The sequence below is a fragment of the Faecalimonas nexilis genome (genome assembly GCF_059731825.1).
This window is the reverse complement of the sequence record NZ_AP029189.1, coordinates 2913811-2933948: the sequence shown is the minus strand read 5'-3', so window position 1 is coordinate 2933948 and position 20138 is coordinate 2913811. Positions and strand designations below refer to the sequence as shown.

General features: G+C 41.6%; 21 protein-coding genes and 1 other RNA gene. 19 read left to right on the top strand and 3 right to left on the bottom strand.

The features are described from left to right. Positions 1 to 16: 16 nt before the first annotated feature. The 8 genes from AC6I5B_RS14725 (at position 17) to mutY (ending at position 6831) form a co-directional block, all read left to right on the top strand. Positions 17 to 595: a hypothetical protein gene (locus tag AC6I5B_RS14725; RefSeq protein WP_004614866.1), complete on the top strand. Its 579-nt coding sequence runs from the start codon at positions 17 to 19 to the stop codon at positions 593 to 595. Continuing rightward, a complete protein-coding gene (locus tag AC6I5B_RS14720) occupies positions 588 to 1418 on the top strand; it encodes a Cof-type HAD-IIB family hydrolase (RefSeq protein ID WP_004614865.1) in 831 nt (276 codons plus the stop codon). The genes AC6I5B_RS14725 and AC6I5B_RS14720 overlap by 8 nt, the downstream gene beginning before the upstream one ends. Before the next feature lie 15 nt (positions 1419 to 1433). After that, the gene (locus AC6I5B_RS14715) at positions 1434 to 2270 is read left to right on the top strand and encodes an undecaprenyl-diphosphate phosphatase (protein WP_004614864.1); all 837 of its coding nucleotides are present in this window, start codon (positions 1434 to 1436) and stop codon (positions 2268 to 2270) included. A gap of 132 nt (positions 2271 to 2402) precedes the next feature. Next, positions 2403 to 3182 carry an ABC transporter substrate-binding protein gene (locus AC6I5B_RS14710; RefSeq protein WP_022250333.1) on the top strand — a complete coding sequence of 260 codons (780 nt, stop codon included), beginning with the start codon at positions 2403 to 2405 and terminating at the stop codon, positions 3180 to 3182. 101 nt (positions 3183 to 3283) lie between these two features. Next, complete coding sequence (locus tag AC6I5B_RS14705) at positions 3284 to 3985, top strand: amino acid ABC transporter permease (RefSeq protein WP_004614862.1); 702 nt, start codon at positions 3284 to 3286, stop codon at positions 3983 to 3985. After that, positions 3972 to 4694 (top strand): amino acid ABC transporter ATP-binding protein, encoded by a 723-nt coding sequence (locus tag AC6I5B_RS14700; protein ID WP_004614861.1) that lies wholly within the window; start codon positions 3972 to 3974, stop codon positions 4692 to 4694. Before AC6I5B_RS14705 ends, AC6I5B_RS14700 begins: the two co-directional genes overlap by 14 nt. 19 nt (positions 4695 to 4713) lie before the next feature. Beyond that, complete coding sequence (locus AC6I5B_RS14695; protein ID WP_004614860.1) at positions 4714 to 5070, top strand: arsenate reductase family protein; 357 nt, start codon at positions 4714 to 4716, stop codon at positions 5068 to 5070. Then, positions 5071 to 6831 (top strand): A/G-specific adenine glycosylase, encoded by a 1761-nt coding sequence (gene mutY, locus AC6I5B_RS14690; protein WP_004614859.1) that lies wholly within the window; start codon positions 5071 to 5073, stop codon positions 6829 to 6831. A 25-nt stretch (positions 6832 to 6856) separates the two neighbouring features. On the opposite strand, the gene AC6I5B_RS14685 is transcribed toward mutY, so the two are convergent. From AC6I5B_RS14685 to AC6I5B_RS14675, 3 genes are all read right to left on the bottom strand, one after another. Beyond that, complete coding sequence (locus AC6I5B_RS14685; RefSeq protein WP_004614858.1) at positions 6857 to 7507, bottom strand: phosphatase PAP2 family protein; 651 nt, start codon at positions 7505 to 7507, stop codon at positions 6857 to 6859. 98 nt (positions 7508 to 7605) lie between these two features. After that, positions 7606 to 8412, bottom strand: a complete 807-nt coding sequence (locus tag AC6I5B_RS14680) for a glycerophosphodiester phosphodiesterase family protein (protein WP_044988307.1) — start codon at positions 8410 to 8412, stop codon at positions 7606 to 7608. A gap of 2 nt (positions 8413 to 8414) precedes the next feature. Beyond that, the gene (locus AC6I5B_RS14675) at positions 8415 to 9341 is read right to left on the bottom strand and encodes a diacylglycerol/lipid kinase family protein (protein ID WP_044988305.1); all 927 of its coding nucleotides are present in this window, start codon (positions 9339 to 9341) and stop codon (positions 8415 to 8417) included. Between the two features lie 135 nt (positions 9342 to 9476). Here AC6I5B_RS14675 and AC6I5B_RS14670 point away from each other — a divergent pair, with 135 nt between their 5' ends. The 11 genes from AC6I5B_RS14670 (at position 9477) to AC6I5B_RS14620 (ending at position 20046) form a co-directional block, all read left to right on the top strand. Then, the gene (locus AC6I5B_RS14670; RefSeq protein ID WP_004614855.1) at positions 9477 to 10391 is read left to right on the top strand and encodes an ArsR/SmtB family transcription factor; all 915 of its coding nucleotides are present in this window, start codon (positions 9477 to 9479) and stop codon (positions 10389 to 10391) included. Positions 10392 to 10480: 89 nt separating this feature from the next. Beyond that, on the top strand, positions 10481 to 11650 hold the full coding sequence (locus AC6I5B_RS14665; RefSeq protein WP_004614854.1) for a galactokinase: 1170 nt from the start codon (positions 10481 to 10483) through the stop codon (positions 11648 to 11650). 15 nt (positions 11651 to 11665) lie between these two features. Next, positions 11666 to 13156 (top strand): UDP-glucose--hexose-1-phosphate uridylyltransferase, encoded by a 1491-nt coding sequence (galT, locus tag AC6I5B_RS14660; RefSeq protein ID WP_004614853.1) that lies wholly within the window; start codon positions 11666 to 11668, stop codon positions 13154 to 13156. A 24-nt stretch (positions 13157 to 13180) separates the two neighbouring features. Beyond that, positions 13181 to 14218, top strand: a complete 1038-nt coding sequence (locus AC6I5B_RS14655) for an aldose epimerase family protein (protein WP_004614852.1) — start codon at positions 13181 to 13183, stop codon at positions 14216 to 14218. An 87-nt stretch (positions 14219 to 14305) separates the two neighbouring features. Continuing rightward, positions 14306 to 14652: a transfer-messenger RNA gene (ssrA, locus tag AC6I5B_RS14650) on the top strand. A gap of 99 nt (positions 14653 to 14751) precedes the next feature. Next, complete coding sequence (locus AC6I5B_RS14645; protein WP_022251124.1) at positions 14752 to 15669, top strand: sensor histidine kinase; 918 nt, start codon at positions 14752 to 14754, stop codon at positions 15667 to 15669. 131 nt (positions 15670 to 15800) lie between these two features. After that, on the top strand, positions 15801 to 16478 hold the full coding sequence (locus AC6I5B_RS14640) for a response regulator transcription factor (RefSeq protein ID WP_004614848.1): 678 nt from the start codon (positions 15801 to 15803) through the stop codon (positions 16476 to 16478). Then, on the top strand, positions 16478 to 17959 hold the full coding sequence (locus tag AC6I5B_RS14635; protein WP_004614847.1) for a sensor histidine kinase: 1482 nt from the start codon (positions 16478 to 16480) through the stop codon (positions 17957 to 17959). The genes AC6I5B_RS14640 and AC6I5B_RS14635 overlap by 1 nt, the downstream gene beginning before the upstream one ends. Positions 17960 to 17976: 17 nt before the next feature. Next, on the top strand, positions 17977 to 18585 hold the full coding sequence (hisH, locus tag AC6I5B_RS14630; RefSeq protein ID WP_004614846.1) for an imidazole glycerol phosphate synthase subunit HisH: 609 nt from the start codon (positions 17977 to 17979) through the stop codon (positions 18583 to 18585). 11 nt (positions 18586 to 18596) lie between these two features. Next, a complete protein-coding gene (hisF, locus tag AC6I5B_RS14625; RefSeq protein WP_004614845.1) occupies positions 18597 to 19358 on the top strand; it encodes an imidazole glycerol phosphate synthase subunit HisF in 762 nt (253 codons plus the stop codon). Positions 19359 to 19371: 13 nt separating this feature from the next. Next, positions 19372 to 20046 (top strand): uracil-DNA glycosylase, encoded by a 675-nt coding sequence (locus AC6I5B_RS14620; RefSeq protein WP_004614844.1) that lies wholly within the window; start codon positions 19372 to 19374, stop codon positions 20044 to 20046. Positions 20047 to 20138: the final 92 nt, after the last annotated feature.

Below are 20138 nucleotides of genomic sequence, written 5' to 3'. Positions count from 1 at the left end.
AAGAGGGCAGTAGAATATGATGAAATACGAAGAGGAGCATTATCTTTATGAGAATATCAAGGATAAGATTTATCCGTGGGTGAAAGAATCTCTTGTAGATCATAAGGCACTGAATGGAAAGTATATTTCTGATAAAGATACTCCGATAGTCTCTTTTGCAGGGGATTTGATGGTGATATTTGTAATTGAAAGAGACAAAGATACATATGAAATATTAAAGGACAATATGCTTCCGCCGGATACGGACATGGAACTGCTTTACCATACAGCGTGCGAGAATCTTGCAAGGAATGTAAAATTTGTAATTGGACACACATTATATGGTGGCTTTAGTATTATCGCTGACGGTTATCATGAGGCAAGTTCACTTTGTTTTAAGTATATTTGGTCTATGTGCAGTGAAAAGCTTGATGATGATATTGTCATTATGGCGCCGACGAAAGATATGGTTCTATTTGTTCCTGCAGGCAATCAAAAGCAGATTGAAGAGATGAAAGCTTATGGAATACAATCGTTTGAACGTTCATTTGACAAGGTAAGCACGAAATTACTGCGTTTTACAAAAGAAGGAAAGGAACTGACCGTGTATGAGTAGAACAATCAGGATGATTGGGGTGGATCTGGATGGGACATTGCTGAACAGTGAAAAACAGCTGACCGCCTATACAAGAGAGGTGCTAAAAAAGGCGATTGAGCAGGAAGTGGCTGTAGTTGTGGCTACTGGACGTCCATTTTCGGGAGTGCCTGATGAGCTGAAACACTTTCCGGGAATAAGATATGCGCTTACGGCAAACGGTGCAAGAATATTGGATATGCAGAAGCAGAAGGTAGTTTATGAGAATTTGCTTTCAGTGGAGAGTTCCGAAAAAGTTATAGATATTTTGAGAAAGCATCATGCAATTCACGAGTTTTTTGTTGACGGAGTCGGCTACATGAATGAAGATGGTCTGAAGAATGTATATGCATATTTTGAAGATCCTCATATGGCAGAATATTTACAAAGCACAAGAATTCCGGTAAAAGATGTAAAAGAAAAATTACAGACGATGAAGTGTGAGGTAGATAAGCTACAGGGAATTTTTAGAAATCAGAAAGATAAAGAGGAAGCACTGGAAGAACTGAATACCCTTTCTGGCATCGTTGTCACAGCAGCAATGGATAATAATCTGGAGATTAATAAAGAAGGAACAAACAAAGGACTTGGTCTTTTGCAGCTAGGGAAATCTCTTGGAATTTCAAGAGAGGAGATTATGGCGTGCGGTGATGGTGGCAATGATGTGGAGATGTTAAAAGAAGTTGGGTTTGCTGTTGCCATGGCAAATGGTTCTGATCCTGTCAAGAAGGCAGCAGATTTTGTGACCGTTTCGAATGATGAAGATGGAGTGGCAAAGGCAATTGAGAGGTTTGTGCTGGACTAGAGGAGGAATAGAAGAATGTTAGATATGTTAAAAGTAATTATACTTGGAATCGTGGAAGGTATCACGGAGTGGCTGCCAATCAGCAGTACAGGACATTTGATTCTGGTAGATGAGTTTATTAAGCTTGGGGCGAGCAGAGCATTCAAAGAGATGTTTAATGTGGTGATACAGCTTGGGGCGATTTTAGCGGTTGTAGTTTTGTATTTTCATAAACTGAACCCGTTTTCACCAAAGAAATCAAGAAAACAGAAAGTGTATACGATTCAGTTGTGGATGAAGGTGATTGTTGCATGTTTACCGGCGGCTGTTCTTGGAATCCTGTTGGATGACTGGATGGAGGCGCATTTGCATAATTATGTAGTAGTATCCATTACACTGATATTGTATGGTATTTTATTTATTGTGATAGAAAATTGGAATAAAGATAAGACACCGCAGGTGACAAAACTGCACCAGCTTTCTTATCAGACAGCATTGCTTATCGGGGTATTTCAGGTTCTTTCGCTTGTGCCGGGAACGTCACGTTCCGGTGCGACGATCATCGGTGCATTGTTGCTTGGTACTTCCAGATATGTGGCGGCAGAATTTACATTCTTCCTTGCAATTCCGGTTATGTTCGGTGCGAGTGGAATTAAATTGTTGAAGTTTATCAAAGTTGGCGGCGGCTTCACAGGGATGGAAGCAGCTATGCTGATCGTAGGATGTCTGGTGGCGTTTGTTGTATCGATCATTGCAATCAAATTTTTGATGGGATATATCAAGAAAAATGATTTCAAAGTATTTGGTTATTACCGTATCATCTTGGGTGTGATCGTGCTTGGGTACTTTGCGGCAAGCGGATTTTTAAAATAATATACAAACGGGTGGCTATTTATGCAAGAAAAATGTATAAATAGCCACTTGCTTTTTTTGGAAAATGTGATAGAATATAACACAGAGTTGAATTTTTATGCAGAATAAATTGCGAAAGGGAGAGATTGGATTATGAAGAAGAAATTATTAAGTGCATTATTGGTGGCAACATGTGTGGTATCTATGGCAGCGTGCGGAAGTAATAAAACAGAAAAGGAAGCTAAGGATGACAAGATTATTGTCGGAACAGAGGCTGGTTTTGCACCATACGAGTACATGAAAGGCAATGAAGTTGTCGGAATTGATATGGATATCGCAAAAGCGATTGCGGATGATATGGGAAAAGAGCTGGAGATCAAGAACATGGATTTTGACGGTGCTTTGGCAGCGGTTGCAAGCGGAAAGGTAGATTTTGTTGCAGCAGGTGTGTCTATCGATGAAGACCGTTTGAAAACAATGGACTTCTCTCATGAATATGTAAATTCAACAGAGGTAATCGTTGTAAACGGTGAAAGCCCGGCAGTGACTCCGGCAGGAGCAGAACTTTCAGGATCAGATCTTGACGGAAAAGTAGTTGCGGTACAGCAGGGGAATATCGCAGATATCTGGGTATCAAATGAAGAAAACTGCAAGCCGAAAGAAGTAAAACGTTATACAAAATTTGCTCAGGCTGCAGAAGATTTGAAAAACAACAAAGTAGATTGTATCGTAATGGACCAATATCCGGCAGAACAATTAGTAGCTTCTAATGGAACATTGAAAATTTTAGATGGTGTGCTGTTTGAAGATAAATATGCAATTGCAGTGAAAAAAGGAAATCAGGAATTACTGGATAAAATCAACAAAGTAATTGATCAGTTGATTGAAGATGGAAAAATTGAAGAATTTACAGCAAACCATACACAAAAGTAATAAAATAGTGTAAAATAGAAGATAAGTAATTTTAGAATCAGCAGATTTTGTATAGTCTGCTGATTCTTTGATGCAATTACAAAAGAAAGAGAGGAGAAAAGATGGACTTCATACAAAGGTTTATAGAAGGGTTTCATCATGCGGTAATTTATGACCAGCGGTATTTGGTTTATTTGGATGGTCTGAAGGTTACTATTTTAATTTCCATATTTGCAATCCTGATCGGTGTGGCGATTGGTCTGTTTATTGCGGTGGTGAAAGTAACGGTTTCCAAAAATATTTTTGTCAGAATTTTGAAGTGGTTCTGTAATGTGTACACGACAGTGATTCGAGGAACACCGGTTATGGTACAGCTTTTGATCATGTACAATATGGTGTTTACGGCAAGAGACACAAATGAAATTTTTGTCGGTGCAATCTGTTTTGGTATCAACTCGGGTGCGTATGTGGCTGAGATTATCAGAGCGGGAATTGAATCCATTGACAGAGGGCAGATGGAGGCAGGTCGTTCACTTGGCTTCAACTATATACAGACGATGCGCTATATCATTGTCCCACAGGCAGTGAAAAATATTCTGCCGGCGCTTGGAAACGAGTTTATCGTATTGATCAAAGAGACTTCTGTGGCAGGAGTAATTGCGGTGACAGATTTAACAAAAGCAGCGCAGTACATTGGTTCTACAGACTTCATTGTATTGCCGCCGTTGTTTGTAGCAGCAGGCTGCTATCTTGTGATCGTGTTAGGACTTACAAAATTGCAGAGTTTATTGGAAAGGAGGTTGTCACAAGGTGATCGTCACTAAGAATTTACAAAAATCATTTCATGGAAACAAGGTGCTTTGTGGAATTGACGAGCATATTGAAAAGGGAGAAAAAGTAGTAGTGATCGGACCGTCTGGTTCCGGGAAATCTACATTTTTGCGATGCCTCAACCTTCTGGAAGAACCGACAGGCGGAGAAGTGTGGTTTGAGGGGAATAACATCACAAGCAAAGATTGTGATATCAACAAACTGAGACAGAAGATGGGCATGGTATTCCAGCAGTTCAATCTGTTTCCGCATTTATCGATAAAGGAGAATATCATGCTTGCACCGGTGAAGCTTGGTGTGATGACAAAGGCAGAGGCGGAGAAGAAAGCAAAAGAATTGTTGCAGCGTGTGGGACTCCCTGACAAAGAGAATGCATATCCGAGACAGTTGTCAGGTGGTCAGAAACAGCGTATTGCAATTGCAAGAGCTCTGGCGATGAATCCGGATGTGATGCTGTTCGATGAGCCGACGTCTGCGCTTGACCCGGAGATGGTAGGAGAGGTTCTGGAACTGATGAAAGAACTGGCAGATGAGGGAATGACGATGGTAGTCGTGACGCATGAGATGGGATTTGCAAAAGAGGTTGCAACGCGTGTACTGTTCATTGATGAGGGAAAAGTAAAAGAAAGCAACACGCCGAAGGAATTCTTTGAAAATCCACAAGATCCGCGTCTGAAAGAATTTTTGTCAAAAGTATTGTAAGAAAGCGAGGGAGAACGTGATGAGTATTTTATTTGTAGAATATCCAAAATGTACGACCTGTAAAAAGGCGAAGAAGTGGCTGGAGGAAAAGGGCATTGCCTTTGAGGACAGACATATCGTGGAGGCAAATCCTACTGCGGAAGAATTAAAGGCGTGGCATGAAAAAAGCGGTCTTCCACTGAAGCGTTTTTTCAACACAAGCGGTATGAAGTATAAAGAACTCGGGCTGAAAGATAAACTTCCGAATATGACAGAAGAAGAGCAATATGCACTTCTTGCGACAGATGGAATGCTTGTGAAACGTCCGCTTTTAGTAGGTGAAGAGTTTGCTGTTCCGGGATTTAAAGAGGTTTCCTGGGAAGAGGTTTTAAGTTAAATGAAATATGAAAGAATTGAGATTGGGAGGTTCATTGAACGTCCCAATCGCTTTATTGCGTATGTAGAAATTGCGGGTAAGAAAGAGACCGTGCACGTGAAAAATACAGGGCGTTGTGCTGAACTTTTGACACCGAATGCATCGGTGTATGTGCAGCGGGCAGAAAATCCGGATAGAAAGACCCAGTGGGATCTGATCGGTGTAAAAAAAGGAAAACGTATGATCAATATGGATTCCCAGATACCGAACAAAGTAGTGGAGGAATGGATTAAGCAAGGGAATTTGTTTCCGGACGCGATAGTGATCAGACCGGAAAAGACGTACAGGAAATCCAGATTTGACCTTTATGTGGAAGAGGGAGATAGAAAAATCTTTGTAGAAGTAAAAGGAGTCACACTGGAGGAAAATGGAATTGTAAAATTTCCGGATGCACCGACTGAGCGGGGGATAAAGCACATCGAAGAGCTTTGTGAGGCGACAAAAGAAGGATATGAAGCGTATATCTTTTTTGTGATCCAGATGAAAGGCGTGCGGTATTTTACTCCGAATATGGAAACGCAGCCGGCATTTGGCGAAGCGCTAAAACGAGCGAAGGAGCAGGGAGTGCATGTACTTGCATATGACTGTAAAGTTGGAAAAGACAGCATTGAGATTGGAAAGGAAGTGCCTGTTCTTTTGGAGGATGAGAATCTAAAGAAAATCGCAGATCCGCTGGTCGAATGGTATAGGGAGAATAAAAGAGAACTTCCGTGGAGAGAACAGATCAGTGCCTATCGTGTGTGGGTGTCAGAGATTATGTTGCAGCAGACAAGAGTGGAGGCGGTGAAGCCGTTTTATGCCCGATTTTTAAATGCGCTTCCGACAGTAAAGGATTTGGCGGAGGCGGAGGAAGACCAGCTCTTGAAGTTGTGGGAAGGTCTTGGATATTACAACCGTGTGCGGAACATGCAGAAAGCGGCAAAGCAGATCATGGAAGATTTTCATGGAGAATTTCCCAAGACCTACGAGGAGATAAAAAGTCTTACAGGAATCGGAAACTATACGGCGGGAGCAATCAGCTCATTTGCATTTGGGATTCCAAAACCGGCGGTCGATGGCAATGTACTTCGTGTGGTTTCGAGGATCACGGCAAGCTATGATGACATTATGAAAGCGAGCGTGCGAACAAGGATAGAAGAGCAGCTGGAACGTATCATTCCGAAAAATGCGGCGAGTGATTTTAATCAGGGTCTGATTGAACTTGGTGCAATTGTATGTGTGCCGAATGGGGAACCGAAATGTCTGCTGTGTCCGTTGAGGCAGCTCTGTGAAGCGAGGGAAAAAGGAATTGAGTCAGAGCTCCCGGTGAAGACAAAAGCAAAAGCGAGAAAGATTGAAAAGAGGACAGTATTCATTTTTCAGGATGGCGAGAATGTAGCAATTCGGAAACGTCCGGCAAAAGGCCTTTTGGCAGGATTGTATGAACTTCCGAATATTGAGGGAGAATTAAGTGCAGATGAAGCGCTGGAATACAGTAAGAAAATTGGACTGCAGCCGCTGAGAATAAAGGAACTGGGGGTGGCAAAACATATTTTCAGCCATGTGGAATGGCATATGACCGGGTTTGCCATTCGAGTAGATGAGTTGGAAAAATCTTGTACAGAGAAAATGTTGTTCATCCATCCGGAGGAAGTGCAAAGAGAGTATCCAATTCCGGCAGCATTTGAATATTATACCGATTTTGTGGATATCAAACTTGGACAGGAAAAATATGAGGAATAAGAATAGGACCAGCAATCTGCTGGTCCTAAATTGTTTGTCTGGATATGGCCGGCTGTTTTTTGAATGCAGCCACATATACGAGCTGATAACAGATTACAGCCATTGCACCGGCGCCTACCACGTCGATCACAGAGTGTTGCTTTAAAAACATGGTAGATAAGATGATGAGTCCGCCAAGTACAAGCGAGGCGTATTGAATCCATCGATATTCTTTTAATCTTTGGCTATGCATAATTGCAATGCAGGCACCGATGGAATTATACACGTGCAGGCTTGGGAAAATATTCGTCGGTGTATCAGCACGGTATAACTGCTTTACTAAATCGACAAAAATATTGTCGTGCTCAAATGTTGTCGGACGTAAAATCTGCCCATTTGGATAAATAGTTGAAAATATCAAAAAAATCGTCATTCCAATACAGAGAAAGGCTGAAAGTTTATAAAAATCAGTCTTATCTGTGAAAAAGAAATATCCGACAGTCACTGCGATGAATACAAACCATAGTCCGTAAGGAATGATGAATATCTCTAAAAATGGTATCTTTTCATCGAGACTGGTATGGATAATATGGAAATCTGTTGTCACATGTTTTTCCAGATAAAAAAACCAAGGAAGGTAAATGAATCCGTAAAGAAAAACCCATGCATGTCTATGTTTTTGTAGGAAGCTTTTCATGCTATCAAAATCCCTTCATAAAGTGAATTAAAGTATGTAGATGATTATAGCATGAAAAAGATTGAGCAACAACAGTCTTCATACTATCTTTAGAATTTTTAAAACTTTTTTTCGAATATGACCATATCGTATTGCCGTTTTGCCTGGAGAAATGATTCTGGTGTACGAAGTGTCCAGACTGCGACCGGTGTGCGGTAGAGAATTCTTATTATTCGGAGACTGATGTTGGAGGCGTCTTTGAATTTATAAGAAATAAAATCGGGTTTTGCAATACCGTTTAAAAGGAGAAAACGGACAAGAAAACAGGCAAGCCAAGGCTCGGTCTTTCGTGTCTTTGTCAGGTTCGAGGATAGCTGACCACGCAGAATATGCGGGGCATTTTTTCGAAACCAGAAAATCCCGATTGTGTTAAAAGACTGAATCAGATAAGCTCCCTGATAAGTTTCCAAAAGCTTGTGTACTTCATGACAGAGTCTGGTGCTTTTTGTAGGAAGTTTTAATTCGATCAAAAGCGGAACACGACCGTTGACGTACGACAACACATCGGAGAGAAGCGGAATTTTTTCCGATGTGTGATTCAGGTAAAGTTTCTGCAAGTCTTCATAAGAGGTTTCTTCGATGAGGGCATCAATCTGGCACATCCTTGTGAGCGTGTCATCGTGAAAAACGACTACTTTTTCATCTTTTGTCAGATGGACGTCAAGTTCGATGCCGACATGCTGCCTGACTGCTTCCTGAAAAGCTTTCATGGAATTTTCAGGAATGGCACGGGCATCTGAAAACAGGCCGCGATGGGCGAATTCTGTATGAAAAAATGGTTCCATCATTTTACGTCTGGCGAGATTCGGACAGATGAAGATCAAATACAAGAATAACAATAAAAATAGTAATACAATAAAAAACATAACTACCTCCTTTGCGGCACGATGACCTGAAGCATTTTAGAATCGCATGAGGCGGAAATGCTTTTTTGCAAAAATACAGGTTCTCCGTCTGTGTGAACCGGCAATGCTCGTTCTGCGTGAATGCTCACATGGCGGCACTGATAGGTATGGACACCTTTAAAATGCGTATGCCAACCGGTAAATGCTGTCGGAAGGAGGGTGAGAATCTTTAATTTTGAAAGATCAGAAACAACAATTACATCGAGCAGATTGTCATCGGGGCGAGCATCGGGGCAGAATTTGACCCCTCCGCCTTCGTATTTGTGGTTCATAATTGCGGCAAAATATGCAGATGGAAAAGAGAATTCTTCTTTATGATCCAATGTTACTGTCATTTTCTGGGGTGTTGTCAGAAAGAGACGGTGCAGGGAAATGCCGGCATAAGTGAGTTTCCCAAGGTGGATCTTATTCAATGCAACTTTCAATTTTGAAATGACTGCCTCGTGGCAGATAGCGGCGTCAAAGCCAATACCTGCACTTACGGCAAAATGTTTCAAGCGGTCTTGATACTGCAATCGTCCGATATTTATCGAGCAGGTGTCATGTGCCGCGAGAATAAGCTCCAAAGCCTCTTTGGGTGAAGAAGGGATATTCAGGCTTCTGGCAAAATCGTTGCTTGAGCCAATTGGAATATACCCCAGAATCACCTTTTCATAATCTTGGATTCCGTTTACCACTTCGTTTATCGTACCATCTCCGCCGAGTACAACCAAAGTGGAAGGAGCATCATCGGAGGTGGCTTTGCGGGCAATCTCGGTCGCATGTTTTTGATATTTTGTAAAATACGCTTTATAAGGTATGTTTTGCTTTTTTAAAATAGATTCTAATTCGTCCCACACGACATGTCCGAGACCGGAACGAGCGTGCGGATTTACAATAAAAATGTACATTTGCATCACCTGTCTTTTGTTCTTGGAGATATTATAACATTTATAATTGACGATGGTCACTAGAAAAGTTAAAATAAATATAACAAGATTTTTGGTATAAAATAATAAATATAGTGCATTAAAGAGGAAAGAAAGATGGATAGAACGGAAAAGTATAATTTGAGCCAAAAAGAACAGCTTGCATTAATTGGAAAAGCATTGTCATCGGAATTGAGACTCCGGATTTTGAGTGAACTGGAAGAAAGAGCTTATAATGTAAATGAAATTGCCGAATGTTTACAGATACCGGCATCTTCGGCAGCGCTGCATGTTCGGGTTCTTGAGGAAGCTGGACTGATTGAGACAGAACTTCGGGCAGCAGTCAGAGGATCTATGAAAATCTGCAGAAAGAAAGTAGATGGAATTTTTATTGACTTACAGCAGGAGGAAGAAGGAGAAATCGATGAGATCCGCATGCCAATCGGAAATTATGTGGATTACCATGTGGAGCCGACTTGCGGAATAGTATCTCAGGACGGGTACATTGATGTGGAAGATGAGGCTTCGGTATTTTATAATCCTGCAAGGGTAAATGCAAAGCTCATTTGGTTTGGAAATGGATATTTGGAATACCGTTTTCCAAATGTGACATTAAAAAAGAAAACACTCAGGAAAGTGGAGGTGTCCGCAGAAATATGTTCGGAAGACCATGAGTACAATATGGACTGGCCTTCTGATATTACACTGTGGATCAATGACGTTGAGGTTGGAACGTGGGAAAGTCCGAGCGATTTTGGCGGAAGACGCGGGAAGCTGAATCCGGCATGGTGGTCATCGGATAAGACCCAGTATGGCATGTTAAAGAACTGGTGTGTAAAAAAGGACGGAAGCTTTCTGGACGGTGAAAAGATTTCTGATGCCGGACTGGAAAAATACAACCTTTCTGACAAGGATTATATTTCGGTGAAGATCGGAATTAAGGAGGATGCAGCACACAAAGGCGGAATTAATATATTTGGGGACGGCTTTGGAGATTATCCACAGGATATTGTTCTAAAATTGAGTTATTAAAGCTTTACAGTATAGGAAAATGTGATATAATAAATAACAAATAAGGTGTTTTAAAACAAAAATATTAAAATAAAAAAAGGAGAAGAAGAATGAAAGCGAGACTGGTAGAACAATTCAAACAATTATTTGGACCAGAAGGGGATATCCGGGCGTATTTTGCACCGGGGCGTGTGAATCTGATCGGGGAACACACAGACTACAACGGAGGGCATGTGTTTCCATGCGCGTTGACATTAGGTACATATGCGATTGCAAGAAAGAGAGAAGATGACAGGCTGAGACTGTACTCTGCAAATTTTGAATCTCTCGGTGTGATCGAGTCAAGCCTGAATGATCTGGTTCCGTCAGAGGCAGCAGGATGGACGAATTATCCGAAGGGAGTTATGTGGACATTTGAAAAACGTGGATATAAGCTTACAAACGGACTTGATATTCTGATTTACGGAAATATTCCGAACGGCTCAGGGCTTTCTTCATCTGCATCGTTGGAAGTTCTGACAGGAGTGCTTTTGAAGGATATGTTTGCATTTGACGACTTGACGATGGTTGAGATCGCGCAGATTGGGCAGTATTCAGAAAATAACTTTAATGGCTGCAACTGTGGAATTATGGATCAGTTTGCAAGCGCGATGGGAAAGAAAGACAATGCTATTTTCCTGGATACCAATACGCTGCAGTATGAATATGCACCGGTTGTGCTTGAAGATGCAAAAATTGTAATTGTAAACAGTAAAGTAAAACACAGCCTTGTGGACTCTGCATACAATGACAGAAGAAATGAATGTGAGACTGCCTTAAGAGAACTGCAGAAAGTGTTGGGTATCCAGACGCTTGGTGATCTGACAGAGGAGGAATTTGAGGCGCATAAAGATGCAATCCAGTCTGAGATCAGACAGAAAAGAGCAAAGCATGCGGTGTATGAGAACCGAAGAACGATCAAGGCGGTAGAAGCGCTCAAAGCAGATGATATTGAGACATTTGGAAAGCTGATGAATGCATCTCATGTATCGCTTCGAGATGATTATGAGGTATCTTGTGAAGAGATTGATATTTTGGTGGATCTCGCATGGTCAATCGAGGGCGTAATCGGATCACGTATCACAGGAGGCGGATTCGGCGGATGTACAGTAAGTATTGTGAAAAATGATGCAGTGGATCATTTCATCGAGACTGTCGGAGCACAGTATGAGGAGAGAGTGGGACACAAAGCGGAATTTTATGTAGTAGACATCGGAGATGGAGCAAAAATTTTAAAATAAGCAGGAGAGAAAAAAATGTTATTTGAAAATATTAAAAAATTAGTACAGTATGGAATTGACACAGGATTGACGCCGGAGTGCGAACGTATTTATACAACGAATCTGTTGTTGGATCTTTTTCACGAAGAAAACTATGAAGATACGGATATTCATGATGAGACAATTGAACTTGAAACAGTTCTGGCAGGGTTACTTGATGAGGCATGTAAAAGGGGAATTATTGAAGACAGCATTGTGTACAGAGACCTGTTTGACACAAAGATTATGAACTGTCTGACACCACGCCCGGCACAGGTACAGGCTGAGTTTGCAAAAAGATATGAGGTTTCTCCAAAAGAGGCGACAGACTATTTCTACAAATTGAGTCAGGACAGCGATTATATCCGTCGCTACCGAGTGAAAAAAGACCGCAAATGGAAAGTGGACAGCGCTTATGGTGAGATTGATATCACAATCAACTTATCAAAACCGGAGAAAGATCCAAAGGCGATTGCGGCTGCGAAGAATGCAAAGGCAAGTAGTTATCCAAAATGTCAGCTCTGTGTGGAGAATGAAGGATATGCAGGTCGTGTGAACCATCCGGCGAGAGAAAACCACCGTATTATCCCGATCACAGTGAATGACAGCGCATGGGGATTCCAGTATTCGCCATATGTATATTATAATGAACACTGTATCGTATTTAATGGTGAGCATACGCCGATGAAAATTGAAAAACAGACATTTGTAAAATTATTTGATTTTGTAAAATTGTTCCCACATTATTTTCTGGGATCAAACGCAGACCTTCCGATTGTAGGAGGCTCTATCTTGAGTCATGACCATTTCCAGGGAGGAAATTATACATTTGCAATGGCAAAAGCGCCGATGGAAGAGACATTTACAATCAAAAACTTTGAAGATGTAGAAGTTGGAATTGTAAAATGGCCATTGTCTGTATTGAGATTGAGAAGTACAGATGAGTCGCGTTTAATTGAACTCGGAGCACACATTTTAGATGCATGGCGAGGATACACAGACGAAGCGGCGTTTGTATTTGCGAACACAGATGGAGAGCCACACAACACGATCACTCCAATCGCAAGAAAAGTTGGGGATACATATGAGCTGGATCTTGCGCTCCGCAACAATATTACAACAGAAGAGCATCCGCTTGGAGTATATCATCCACATGCACAGTGGCATAATATCAAAAAAGAGAACATTGGTCTGATCGAGGTAATGGGACTTGCAGTGCTTCCGTCTCGTCTGAAAGAAGAGATGGAAATCCTTGCAGATTATCTTGTGGAAGGCAAAAATATCAGAGAGAATGAAAAGATTGAAAAACATGCAGACTGGGTAGAGACATTCCGAGGAAAATATGACGGATTTACAAAGGAAAATGTAATGGAAATTTTGGAAAAAGAAGTTGGAATTGTATTTACCAATGTTTTGGAAGATGCAGGTGTCTATAAATGTACAGAAGAGGGAAGAATTGCATTCAAACGGTTCATAGAGACACTGTAGGCATTTGGAGAGGATGAGAACAGAATGGAACAGAGAGCATTTGGAGCGAACAGCAAAGGTGATGCTGCTTTATTATATACATTTACGAACAAGAACGGCATGATGATCGGGGTGACTGATCTGGGGGCAACGCTCCATGCGGTCCTTGTGCCGGACAGGGATGGCAGTCTCTGTGATGTGGTACTTGGATATGACACGGCAGAGCAATATGAAGAAGGAGCTACTTTTTTTGGAGCTACGGTGGGCCGGAGCGCGAACCGCATCGGTGGTGCATCATTTGTGCTGAATGGGAAAAAATATAATCTGGATAAAAATGACGGTGAAAACAATCTTCACAGCGGGTTGGATTTTTATAGTTTCCGTGTGTGGAAAGTGAAAGAACAGACGGAGAACAGCATTACATTCGCATTGCACAGTCCGGATGGCGATCAGAATTATCCGGGTGAATTGGGCATTGAAGTGACTTATACGTTGACAGATGACAATGAAATAAAAATTCAGTATCATGGAGTGCCGACAAAAGATACGATCATCAATATGACAAATCATAGTTACTTTAATCTGTCCGGACATAAATCCGGTTCGGTGTTAGATCAAGAAGTATGGATTGATGCGGATGCTTACACGAGAGCGGATGCAACGTCGATTCCAACCGGAGAGATCGTTTCCGTAGACGGGACACCAATGGATTTTCGTGTGCCAAAGACGATTGGAAGAGATATTGAAGAAGATTACGAGGCATTGAATTTCGGAAATGGATATGACCATAACTGGGTGTTAAAGCCACGTGACGGAGTTGGAAAGGTTGCAACACTTTATTCTGATAAAACGGGGATTGAGATGGAAGTGTATACAGACCTTCCTGGAGTGCAGATGTATACAGCCAATTTTGTAGAGGATGAGTGTGGAAAAGAGGGCGCAATCTATCAAAAACACCACGCAGTCTGTTTTGAGACACAGTATTTCCCGGATGCAGTGAATCATGAGAACTTTGTAAGCCCAATCTGTCGTGCAGGTGAGGCGTATGACACGACTACGGTTTATAAATTTGGGGTGAGATAGGAAGGATTATTGTATCCAGCCTTGACAAGGTAAAAAAGGTGGCATATAATGAATACTACGTTTGCGAACCACGACAATGCTGAATTAGGGCTTGTACTGGTTTCGACGGGGGTTCAGAAGTTTGGGAAGCCATCTGCGGGGCGGGACCGCATAACAATCCGTACTTTAAAATTAAACGCAGACGAAAATTTAGCGTACGCTGCCTAGTGGCAGCAGTCGGCCTTAAGTCGCTCACTGCTTAAGTCACCGGCTTCAACGAGGTGAGGCACTTCGTTTCCAAAGCTTTGAGGGGATGGAAGAATTTATGAAGCTACTGAGATCAGAAGCCTGTCATTAGGCGGCTGATGGAGGGAATGTCAAAATAATGACTGTGATGGGAGATGCCTCGATGGAAGGGCTTTCGGACAGGGGTTCGATTCCCCTCAGGTCCATTTCAAAACCTCAGCATATGCTGAGGTTTTATTTGCATATGTTTACAAGTAGTGCTATAATTTTTTTACAGGGGAAAATGCAAAAAAGGGGTATCAGGATAAATGGATAAGATAAGTATTATTGCTATTGTAATTGCTCAGATTGTAGTTGTCATCTGTGTGTTGGTCGTATTTTTACAGAGAAGAAGTATGAAGAATCTCATCGAGAATCTGACAACGATGATTGATGATGCAACAAAAGGAACATTGAAATCAAAAAGGCCGGATGGCTCTGTGTTTTCGGATCTGGAAGTTAAGATGAATCAGTATCTGAAAATATGTATTGTGAGAAACAGACGTGCAAAAGAAAAAAAAGACAGGATCAAGTCATTGATTGCAGAAGTTGCTTTTCAGACGCAGGCACCACTTGCAGATGTGAAGATGTATTCTGATATGCTGGTTGAGCAGAAAGATCTCTCAGATGACAGCAGAAAGATTGCAGAGCGCATCAGTGCACAGGGGGAACGCTTGAATATGATGTTGGAGGCAGTTGTGAGAATTTCTGTGCTGGAGAGTGGATTGAATTCTATTGAGCCGAAATCACAGAATCTTGGGAATCTTTTATGTGAAGTGAGTCAGGAATTGCTTCCATTGGCAGAGAAAAAAGGAATTGCAATTCAATATAAGAAAAAGAAGATTCAGGCGGTGTTTGATTATCCGTGGACGCTCGTGGCGCTTTCGAATATTTTGGAAAATGCAATTAAGTATTCAAAACCGAATTCCATGGTCAAAGTAAGTGTGATGCAGTATGATATGTATGCGAGAGTAGATATTACGGACAATGGAATGGGAATTGATTATACAGAGACAGAGGCGATTTTTAAGAAATTTTATCGCACAAAAGAGGCAAAAGAGCAGGAAGGTCTTGGAATTGGTCTCTATCTTGCGAGACATATTATACGAGAACAATGTGGATACATTAAAGTGTCCTCGATTGTTGGAAAGGGAACGATGTTCTCTGTATTCCTACCGAGGGTATAAAATATAGTAAAGGGCAGATGGCAGTTGGAAAAACTAAAAAAAGGAGTTTTCTGACTGCCATTTATTGTTTCACAAAGTTGACATAAATCTTTGGTATGATAAAAAGAGAATATTAAACGAGGTGAAGATATATGGAAAAATTGAAAATATTGGTTGTAGATGATGAGAGCAGAATGAGAAAACTGGTAAAAGATTTTTTAGAGAGAGAGGGACATATTATTATAGAAGCTGCTGATGGGATGGAAGCGATGGATATTTTTTATGAGAATAAGGATATCGCTTTGATTATTCTTGATGTGATGATGCCTAGAATGGATGGATGGCAAGTGTGCAGAGAGGTGCGTGCGCTGTCTCAGGTTCCGATTATCATGCTGACAGCACGCGGGGAAGAACGGGACGAGCTGCAGGGATTTGAACTTGGAGTGGATGAATATATTTCAAAACCGTTCAGTCCGAAGATTTTGGTTGCGCGAGTGAATGCAATCTTAAAAAGAGGAAGAGCAGCGGCTTCTGAAGATTTGATTGATGCCGGGGTCATTGTGATTGATAAAGCAGCACATCTTGTAAAGATTGATGATGTACCGATTGATCTGAGTGTGAAAGAGTTTGAACTTTTAACATATTTTGTGGAAAATCAGAAGATGGCATTGTCCAGAGAAAAGATACTGAACAATGTGTGGGATTATGATTATTTTGGCGATGCGAGGACAATTGATACCCATGTGAAAAAACTGAGAAGCAAGCTGGGAGAAAAAGGAAATTATATTAAGACGATATGGGGAATGGGATATAAGTTTGAGGTGGAATAATGCGAGGATCAATTAAACGTCAGATTTCAGTCATATTTATCGGGCTGGTAGTGGCAATTCTTTTGATTTCACTTGGAGTGAATGCAAAATTTCTCGGACAGTATTATATCCTGAATAAACAGGCGAGTCTGACAGAGGTATATGAAAAGTTAAAAACAGCTTCTGAGAAAGGGAAATTGACATCTGACAGCACGGTAGAAGAATTGAGCGAGATGGTTGAGATTGGTAATATTACGCTTGCTGTTGTTTCAGGAAAAGAGAAAGTCCGTCTTTCGATTGCGCAGAATGAACAGAAAAGTGATGAACTGGTCATGCAGCTGATTGGTTATATGCTAGGGCGGAATCAGGAGAACGGGACGCTTTTAAAGGAGAGCGATACCTATCAGATTCACAGTGCAAAAGATGTGCAAAGTGGGTACGAATATATCGAGATGTGGGGATATCTGGAAGATGGAAGTACATTTATTTTAAGAAGTCCGCTGGAGAGTATTCGGGAAAGTGTGGCGCTCTCGAATAAATTTTTATCTTACATTGTGGTTGTAGTTGTACTGATCAGCACCGTCTTGGTATGGTATTTTTCTAAAAGGATTGCAGATCCGATCATGGAACTGGCAGTTTTGTCGAAGAGAATGGCGGATTTGGATTTTGATGCGAAATATACAAGCGGCGGAGATAATGAGATTGGAGTTCTTGGAGAGAACTTTAATGCGATGTCAGAGAAACTGGAGCAGACCATTTCGATGCTGAAAAAAGCCAATTATGAATTGCAAAAAGATATTGAGAAAAAAGAAAAGATGGAAAATATGCGAAATGAGTTCCTTGGAAATGTATCTCACGAATTAAAGACACCGATTGCTTTGATACAGGGGTATGCGGAAGGACTGAAAGAGGGAATCTCGGATGATCCGGAGAGTCGGGCGTTTTATTGTGACGTGATTATGGACGAAGCAGGAAAGATGAACCGTATGGTGAAAAATCTGCTGACATTGAACCAGTTGGAATTTGGAGAAGAGGAAGTGTCTTTTGAGCGTTTTGACATCGCGGAACTGATTCGCGGAGTAGTGCAAAGCTGTGAGATACTGATACAGCAGAAGAATGCCACAGTGCATTTTACGCAGAATGAACCTGCGTATGTCTGGGCGGATGAGTTCAAGGCAGAGCAGGTTATTCGAAACTATGTGAGTAATGCATTGAATCATGTAGAGGGGCAGATGCTGATTGACATTCGCATTTCAAAAGGAGAAGAGCCGGATACGACGAGAGTTTCGGTGTTCAATACCGGAAAACAGATTCCAAAGGAGGATATCGGGCACATTTGGGATAAATTCTACAAAGTGGATAAAGCGCACACAAGAGAATATGGTGGTAATGGAATCGGACTTTCTATTGTTAAGGCGATTATGGAATCGTTCCATCATGAGTATGGAGTGAACAACTATGAAAACGGAGTGGAATTCTGGTTTGAATTATCTGCAAAATAGAGGAGGGCACAAGTGATATGATAGCGATTATTGATTATGATGCGGGGAATATAAAAAGCGTAGAAAAAGCATTACAAAAGTTGGGACAGGATGTTGTGATCACACGCGAGAAAGAGCAGATTTTAGCTGCGGATAAAGTGATTCTGCCTGGAGTCGGGGCATTTGGAGATGCGATGAAGAATCTGAACGAGTATGGTCTGGTGGAGGTTATTCATCAAGTGGTGGAAAAAAGGATTCCCTTTTTGGGGATTTGTCTTGGGCTGCAGCTTTTGTTTGAAAAAAGCGACGAGTCGGAAGGCGTGAAAGGACTTGGAATTTTAAAAGGAGAGGTTTGCAGAATTCCGGATCAAGAAGGGTTTAAGATTCCGCATATGGGATGGAACTCTTTGCATCTTCAGAATGACGGAAGACTCTTTCGGGGAATTGAAGAGGACGCATATGTATATTTCGTGCATTCTTATTACCTGAAAGCCAAGGAGGAACAAATTGTGAAGGCGACGACAGAATACGGCGCACACATCCATGCATCTGTGGAAATGGATAATGTGTTTGCATGCCAGTTTCATCCGGAAAAAAGCAGTGATGTGGGACTTCGGATTTTGAAAAATTTTGTAGAGCTTAGCTAGGAGGAAGAGAGATGTTTACGAAAAGAATAATCCCTTGTTTGGATGTGCACAATGGGCGCGTGGTGAAAGGAGTTAATTTTGTAGATTTGATAGATGCCGGTGACCCGGTTGAGATTGCGAAGGCATATGATGCAGCAGGAGCAGATGAGATTGTATTTTTGGATATCACAGCATCGTCAGATGAGAGAGAAACTGTTGTCGATATGGTGCGGAAAGTGGCCGCCAATGTATTTATTCCTTTTACAGTTGGCGGAGGAATCCGGACGGTAGAAGATTTTAAAGTACTTTTGCGGGAAGGAGCGGATAAGATTTCAATCAATTCATCTGCGATCAATCGTCCAGAGTTGATACGGGAAGCGGCAGAAAAATTCGGCAGTCAGTGTGTGGTTGTCGCAATTGATGCGAAGAAAAGAGCGGATGGAACCGGATGGAACATCTATAAAAATGGTGGAAGAGTCGATGTCGGTATCGACGCGGTTGAGTGGGCAAAAAAAGTGGGTGCGCTCGGAGCGGGAGAGATTCTTTTAACGAGTATGGATGGAGATGGAACAAAGGCAGGGTATGACCTGGAGTTGACAAGAGCGATTGCGGAAGCAGTATCGATTCCGGTCATCGCATCAGGCGGTGCAGGAACGCTGGAACATTTTTATGAGGCGTTGACGGAAGGAAAGGCAGATGCGGCGCTTGCAGCATCTCTATTCCATTTTAAAGAATTAGAGATTAAAGAAGTCAAACAATACTTGCGAGAGAAAGGCGTTTCAGTCAGAATGTAAGGAGGAAGAAAAGATGGCGGCAATCAACGGAGATTGGCTGGAAGCATTAAAGGATGAATTCAAAAAAGACTATTATAAGCAGCTGTTTGAGAAGGTGAACGAAGAGTATCGGACGAGATTAATATTTCCACCGGCAAATGACATATTTAACGCATTTCATCTGACACCTTTAAAAGATGTGAAAGTGGTTATCTTAGGACAGGATCCGTATCATGGAAATAATCAGGCGCATGGACTTTGCTTTTCGGTAAAGCCGGAGGTGGAGATACCACCATCGCTTGTAAATATTTACAAAGAACTGCATGATGATTTGGGGTGCACGATTCCTGACCACGGATACCTTGTGAAATGGGCGAAACAGGGAGTGTTAATGCTCAATACTGTTTTGACTGTGCGGGCGCATCAGGCAAATTCCCACAGAGGAATCGGCTGGGAAGAGTTTACAGATGCGGCAATCCGTGTGTTGAATACACAGGATCGACCGATTGTGTTTATTCTATGGGGAAGACCGGCTCAGATGAAAAAAGCGATGTTGAATAACCCAAAGCATCTGATATTGGAAGCTCCACATCCAAGTCCACTGTCTTCTTACCGTGGTTTTTTTGGAAGCAGACCATTCAGTAAGACGAATCAATTCCTTGAGGCGAATGGAGTGGAACCGATCGACTGGCAGATTGATGAATTGTAGAGAAAAGAGATGTAACATAGAATAAAAGTTGAGATATGCGAATGGAAGGCGTATGTTTCAACTTTTTTTAATTGATATCTTGACATTTCACA

Bases quoted from the DNA above. Each gene is read 5' to 3' on its own strand.
- AC6I5B_RS14725 (WP_004614866.1), top strand. From the start codon at position 17: ATGATGAAATACGAAGAGGAGCATTATCTTTATGAGAATATCAAGGAT.
- AC6I5B_RS14720 (WP_004614865.1), top strand. From the start codon at position 588: ATGAGTAGAACAATCAGGATGATTGGGGTGGATCTGGATGGGACATTG.
- AC6I5B_RS14715 (WP_004614864.1), top strand. From the start codon at position 1,434: ATGTTAGATATGTTAAAAGTAATTATACTTGGAATCGTGGAAGGTATC.
- AC6I5B_RS14710 (WP_022250333.1), top strand. From the start codon at position 2,403: ATGAAGAAGAAATTATTAAGTGCATTATTGGTGGCAACATGTGTGGTA.
- AC6I5B_RS14705 (WP_004614862.1), top strand. From the start codon at position 3,284: ATGGACTTCATACAAAGGTTTATAGAAGGGTTTCATCATGCGGTAATT.
- AC6I5B_RS14695 (WP_004614860.1), top strand. From the start codon at position 4,714: ATGAGTATTTTATTTGTAGAATATCCAAAATGTACGACCTGTAAAAAG.
- mutY (WP_004614859.1), top strand. From the start codon at position 5,071: ATGAAATATGAAAGAATTGAGATTGGGAGGTTCATTGAACGTCCCAAT.
- AC6I5B_RS14685 (WP_004614858.1), bottom strand. From the start codon at position 7,507: ATGAAAAGCTTCCTACAAAAACATAGACATGCATGGGTTTTTCTTTAC.
- AC6I5B_RS14680 (WP_044988307.1), bottom strand. From the start codon at position 8,412: ATGTTTTTTATTGTATTACTATTTTTATTGTTATTCTTGTATTTGATC.
- AC6I5B_RS14675 (WP_044988305.1), bottom strand. From the start codon at position 9,341: ATGTACATTTTTATTGTAAATCCGCACGCTCGTTCCGGTCTCGGACAT.
- AC6I5B_RS14670 (WP_004614855.1), top strand. From the start codon at position 9,477: ATGGATAGAACGGAAAAGTATAATTTGAGCCAAAAAGAACAGCTTGCA.
- AC6I5B_RS14665 (WP_004614854.1), top strand. From the start codon at position 10,481: ATGAAAGCGAGACTGGTAGAACAATTCAAACAATTATTTGGACCAGAA.
- galT (WP_004614853.1), top strand. From the start codon at position 11,666: ATGTTATTTGAAAATATTAAAAAATTAGTACAGTATGGAATTGACACA.
- AC6I5B_RS14655 (WP_004614852.1), top strand. From the start codon at position 13,181: ATGGAACAGAGAGCATTTGGAGCGAACAGCAAAGGTGATGCTGCTTTA.
- AC6I5B_RS14645 (WP_022251124.1), top strand. From the start codon at position 14,752: ATGGATAAGATAAGTATTATTGCTATTGTAATTGCTCAGATTGTAGTT.
- AC6I5B_RS14640 (WP_004614848.1), top strand. From the start codon at position 15,801: ATGGAAAAATTGAAAATATTGGTTGTAGATGATGAGAGCAGAATGAGA.
- AC6I5B_RS14635 (WP_004614847.1), top strand. From the start codon at position 16,478: ATGCGAGGATCAATTAAACGTCAGATTTCAGTCATATTTATCGGGCTG.
- hisH (WP_004614846.1), top strand. From the start codon at position 17,977: ATGATAGCGATTATTGATTATGATGCGGGGAATATAAAAAGCGTAGAA.
- hisF (WP_004614845.1), top strand. From the start codon at position 18,597: ATGTTTACGAAAAGAATAATCCCTTGTTTGGATGTGCACAATGGGCGC.
- AC6I5B_RS14620 (WP_004614844.1), top strand. From the start codon at position 19,372: ATGGCGGCAATCAACGGAGATTGGCTGGAAGCATTAAAGGATGAATTC.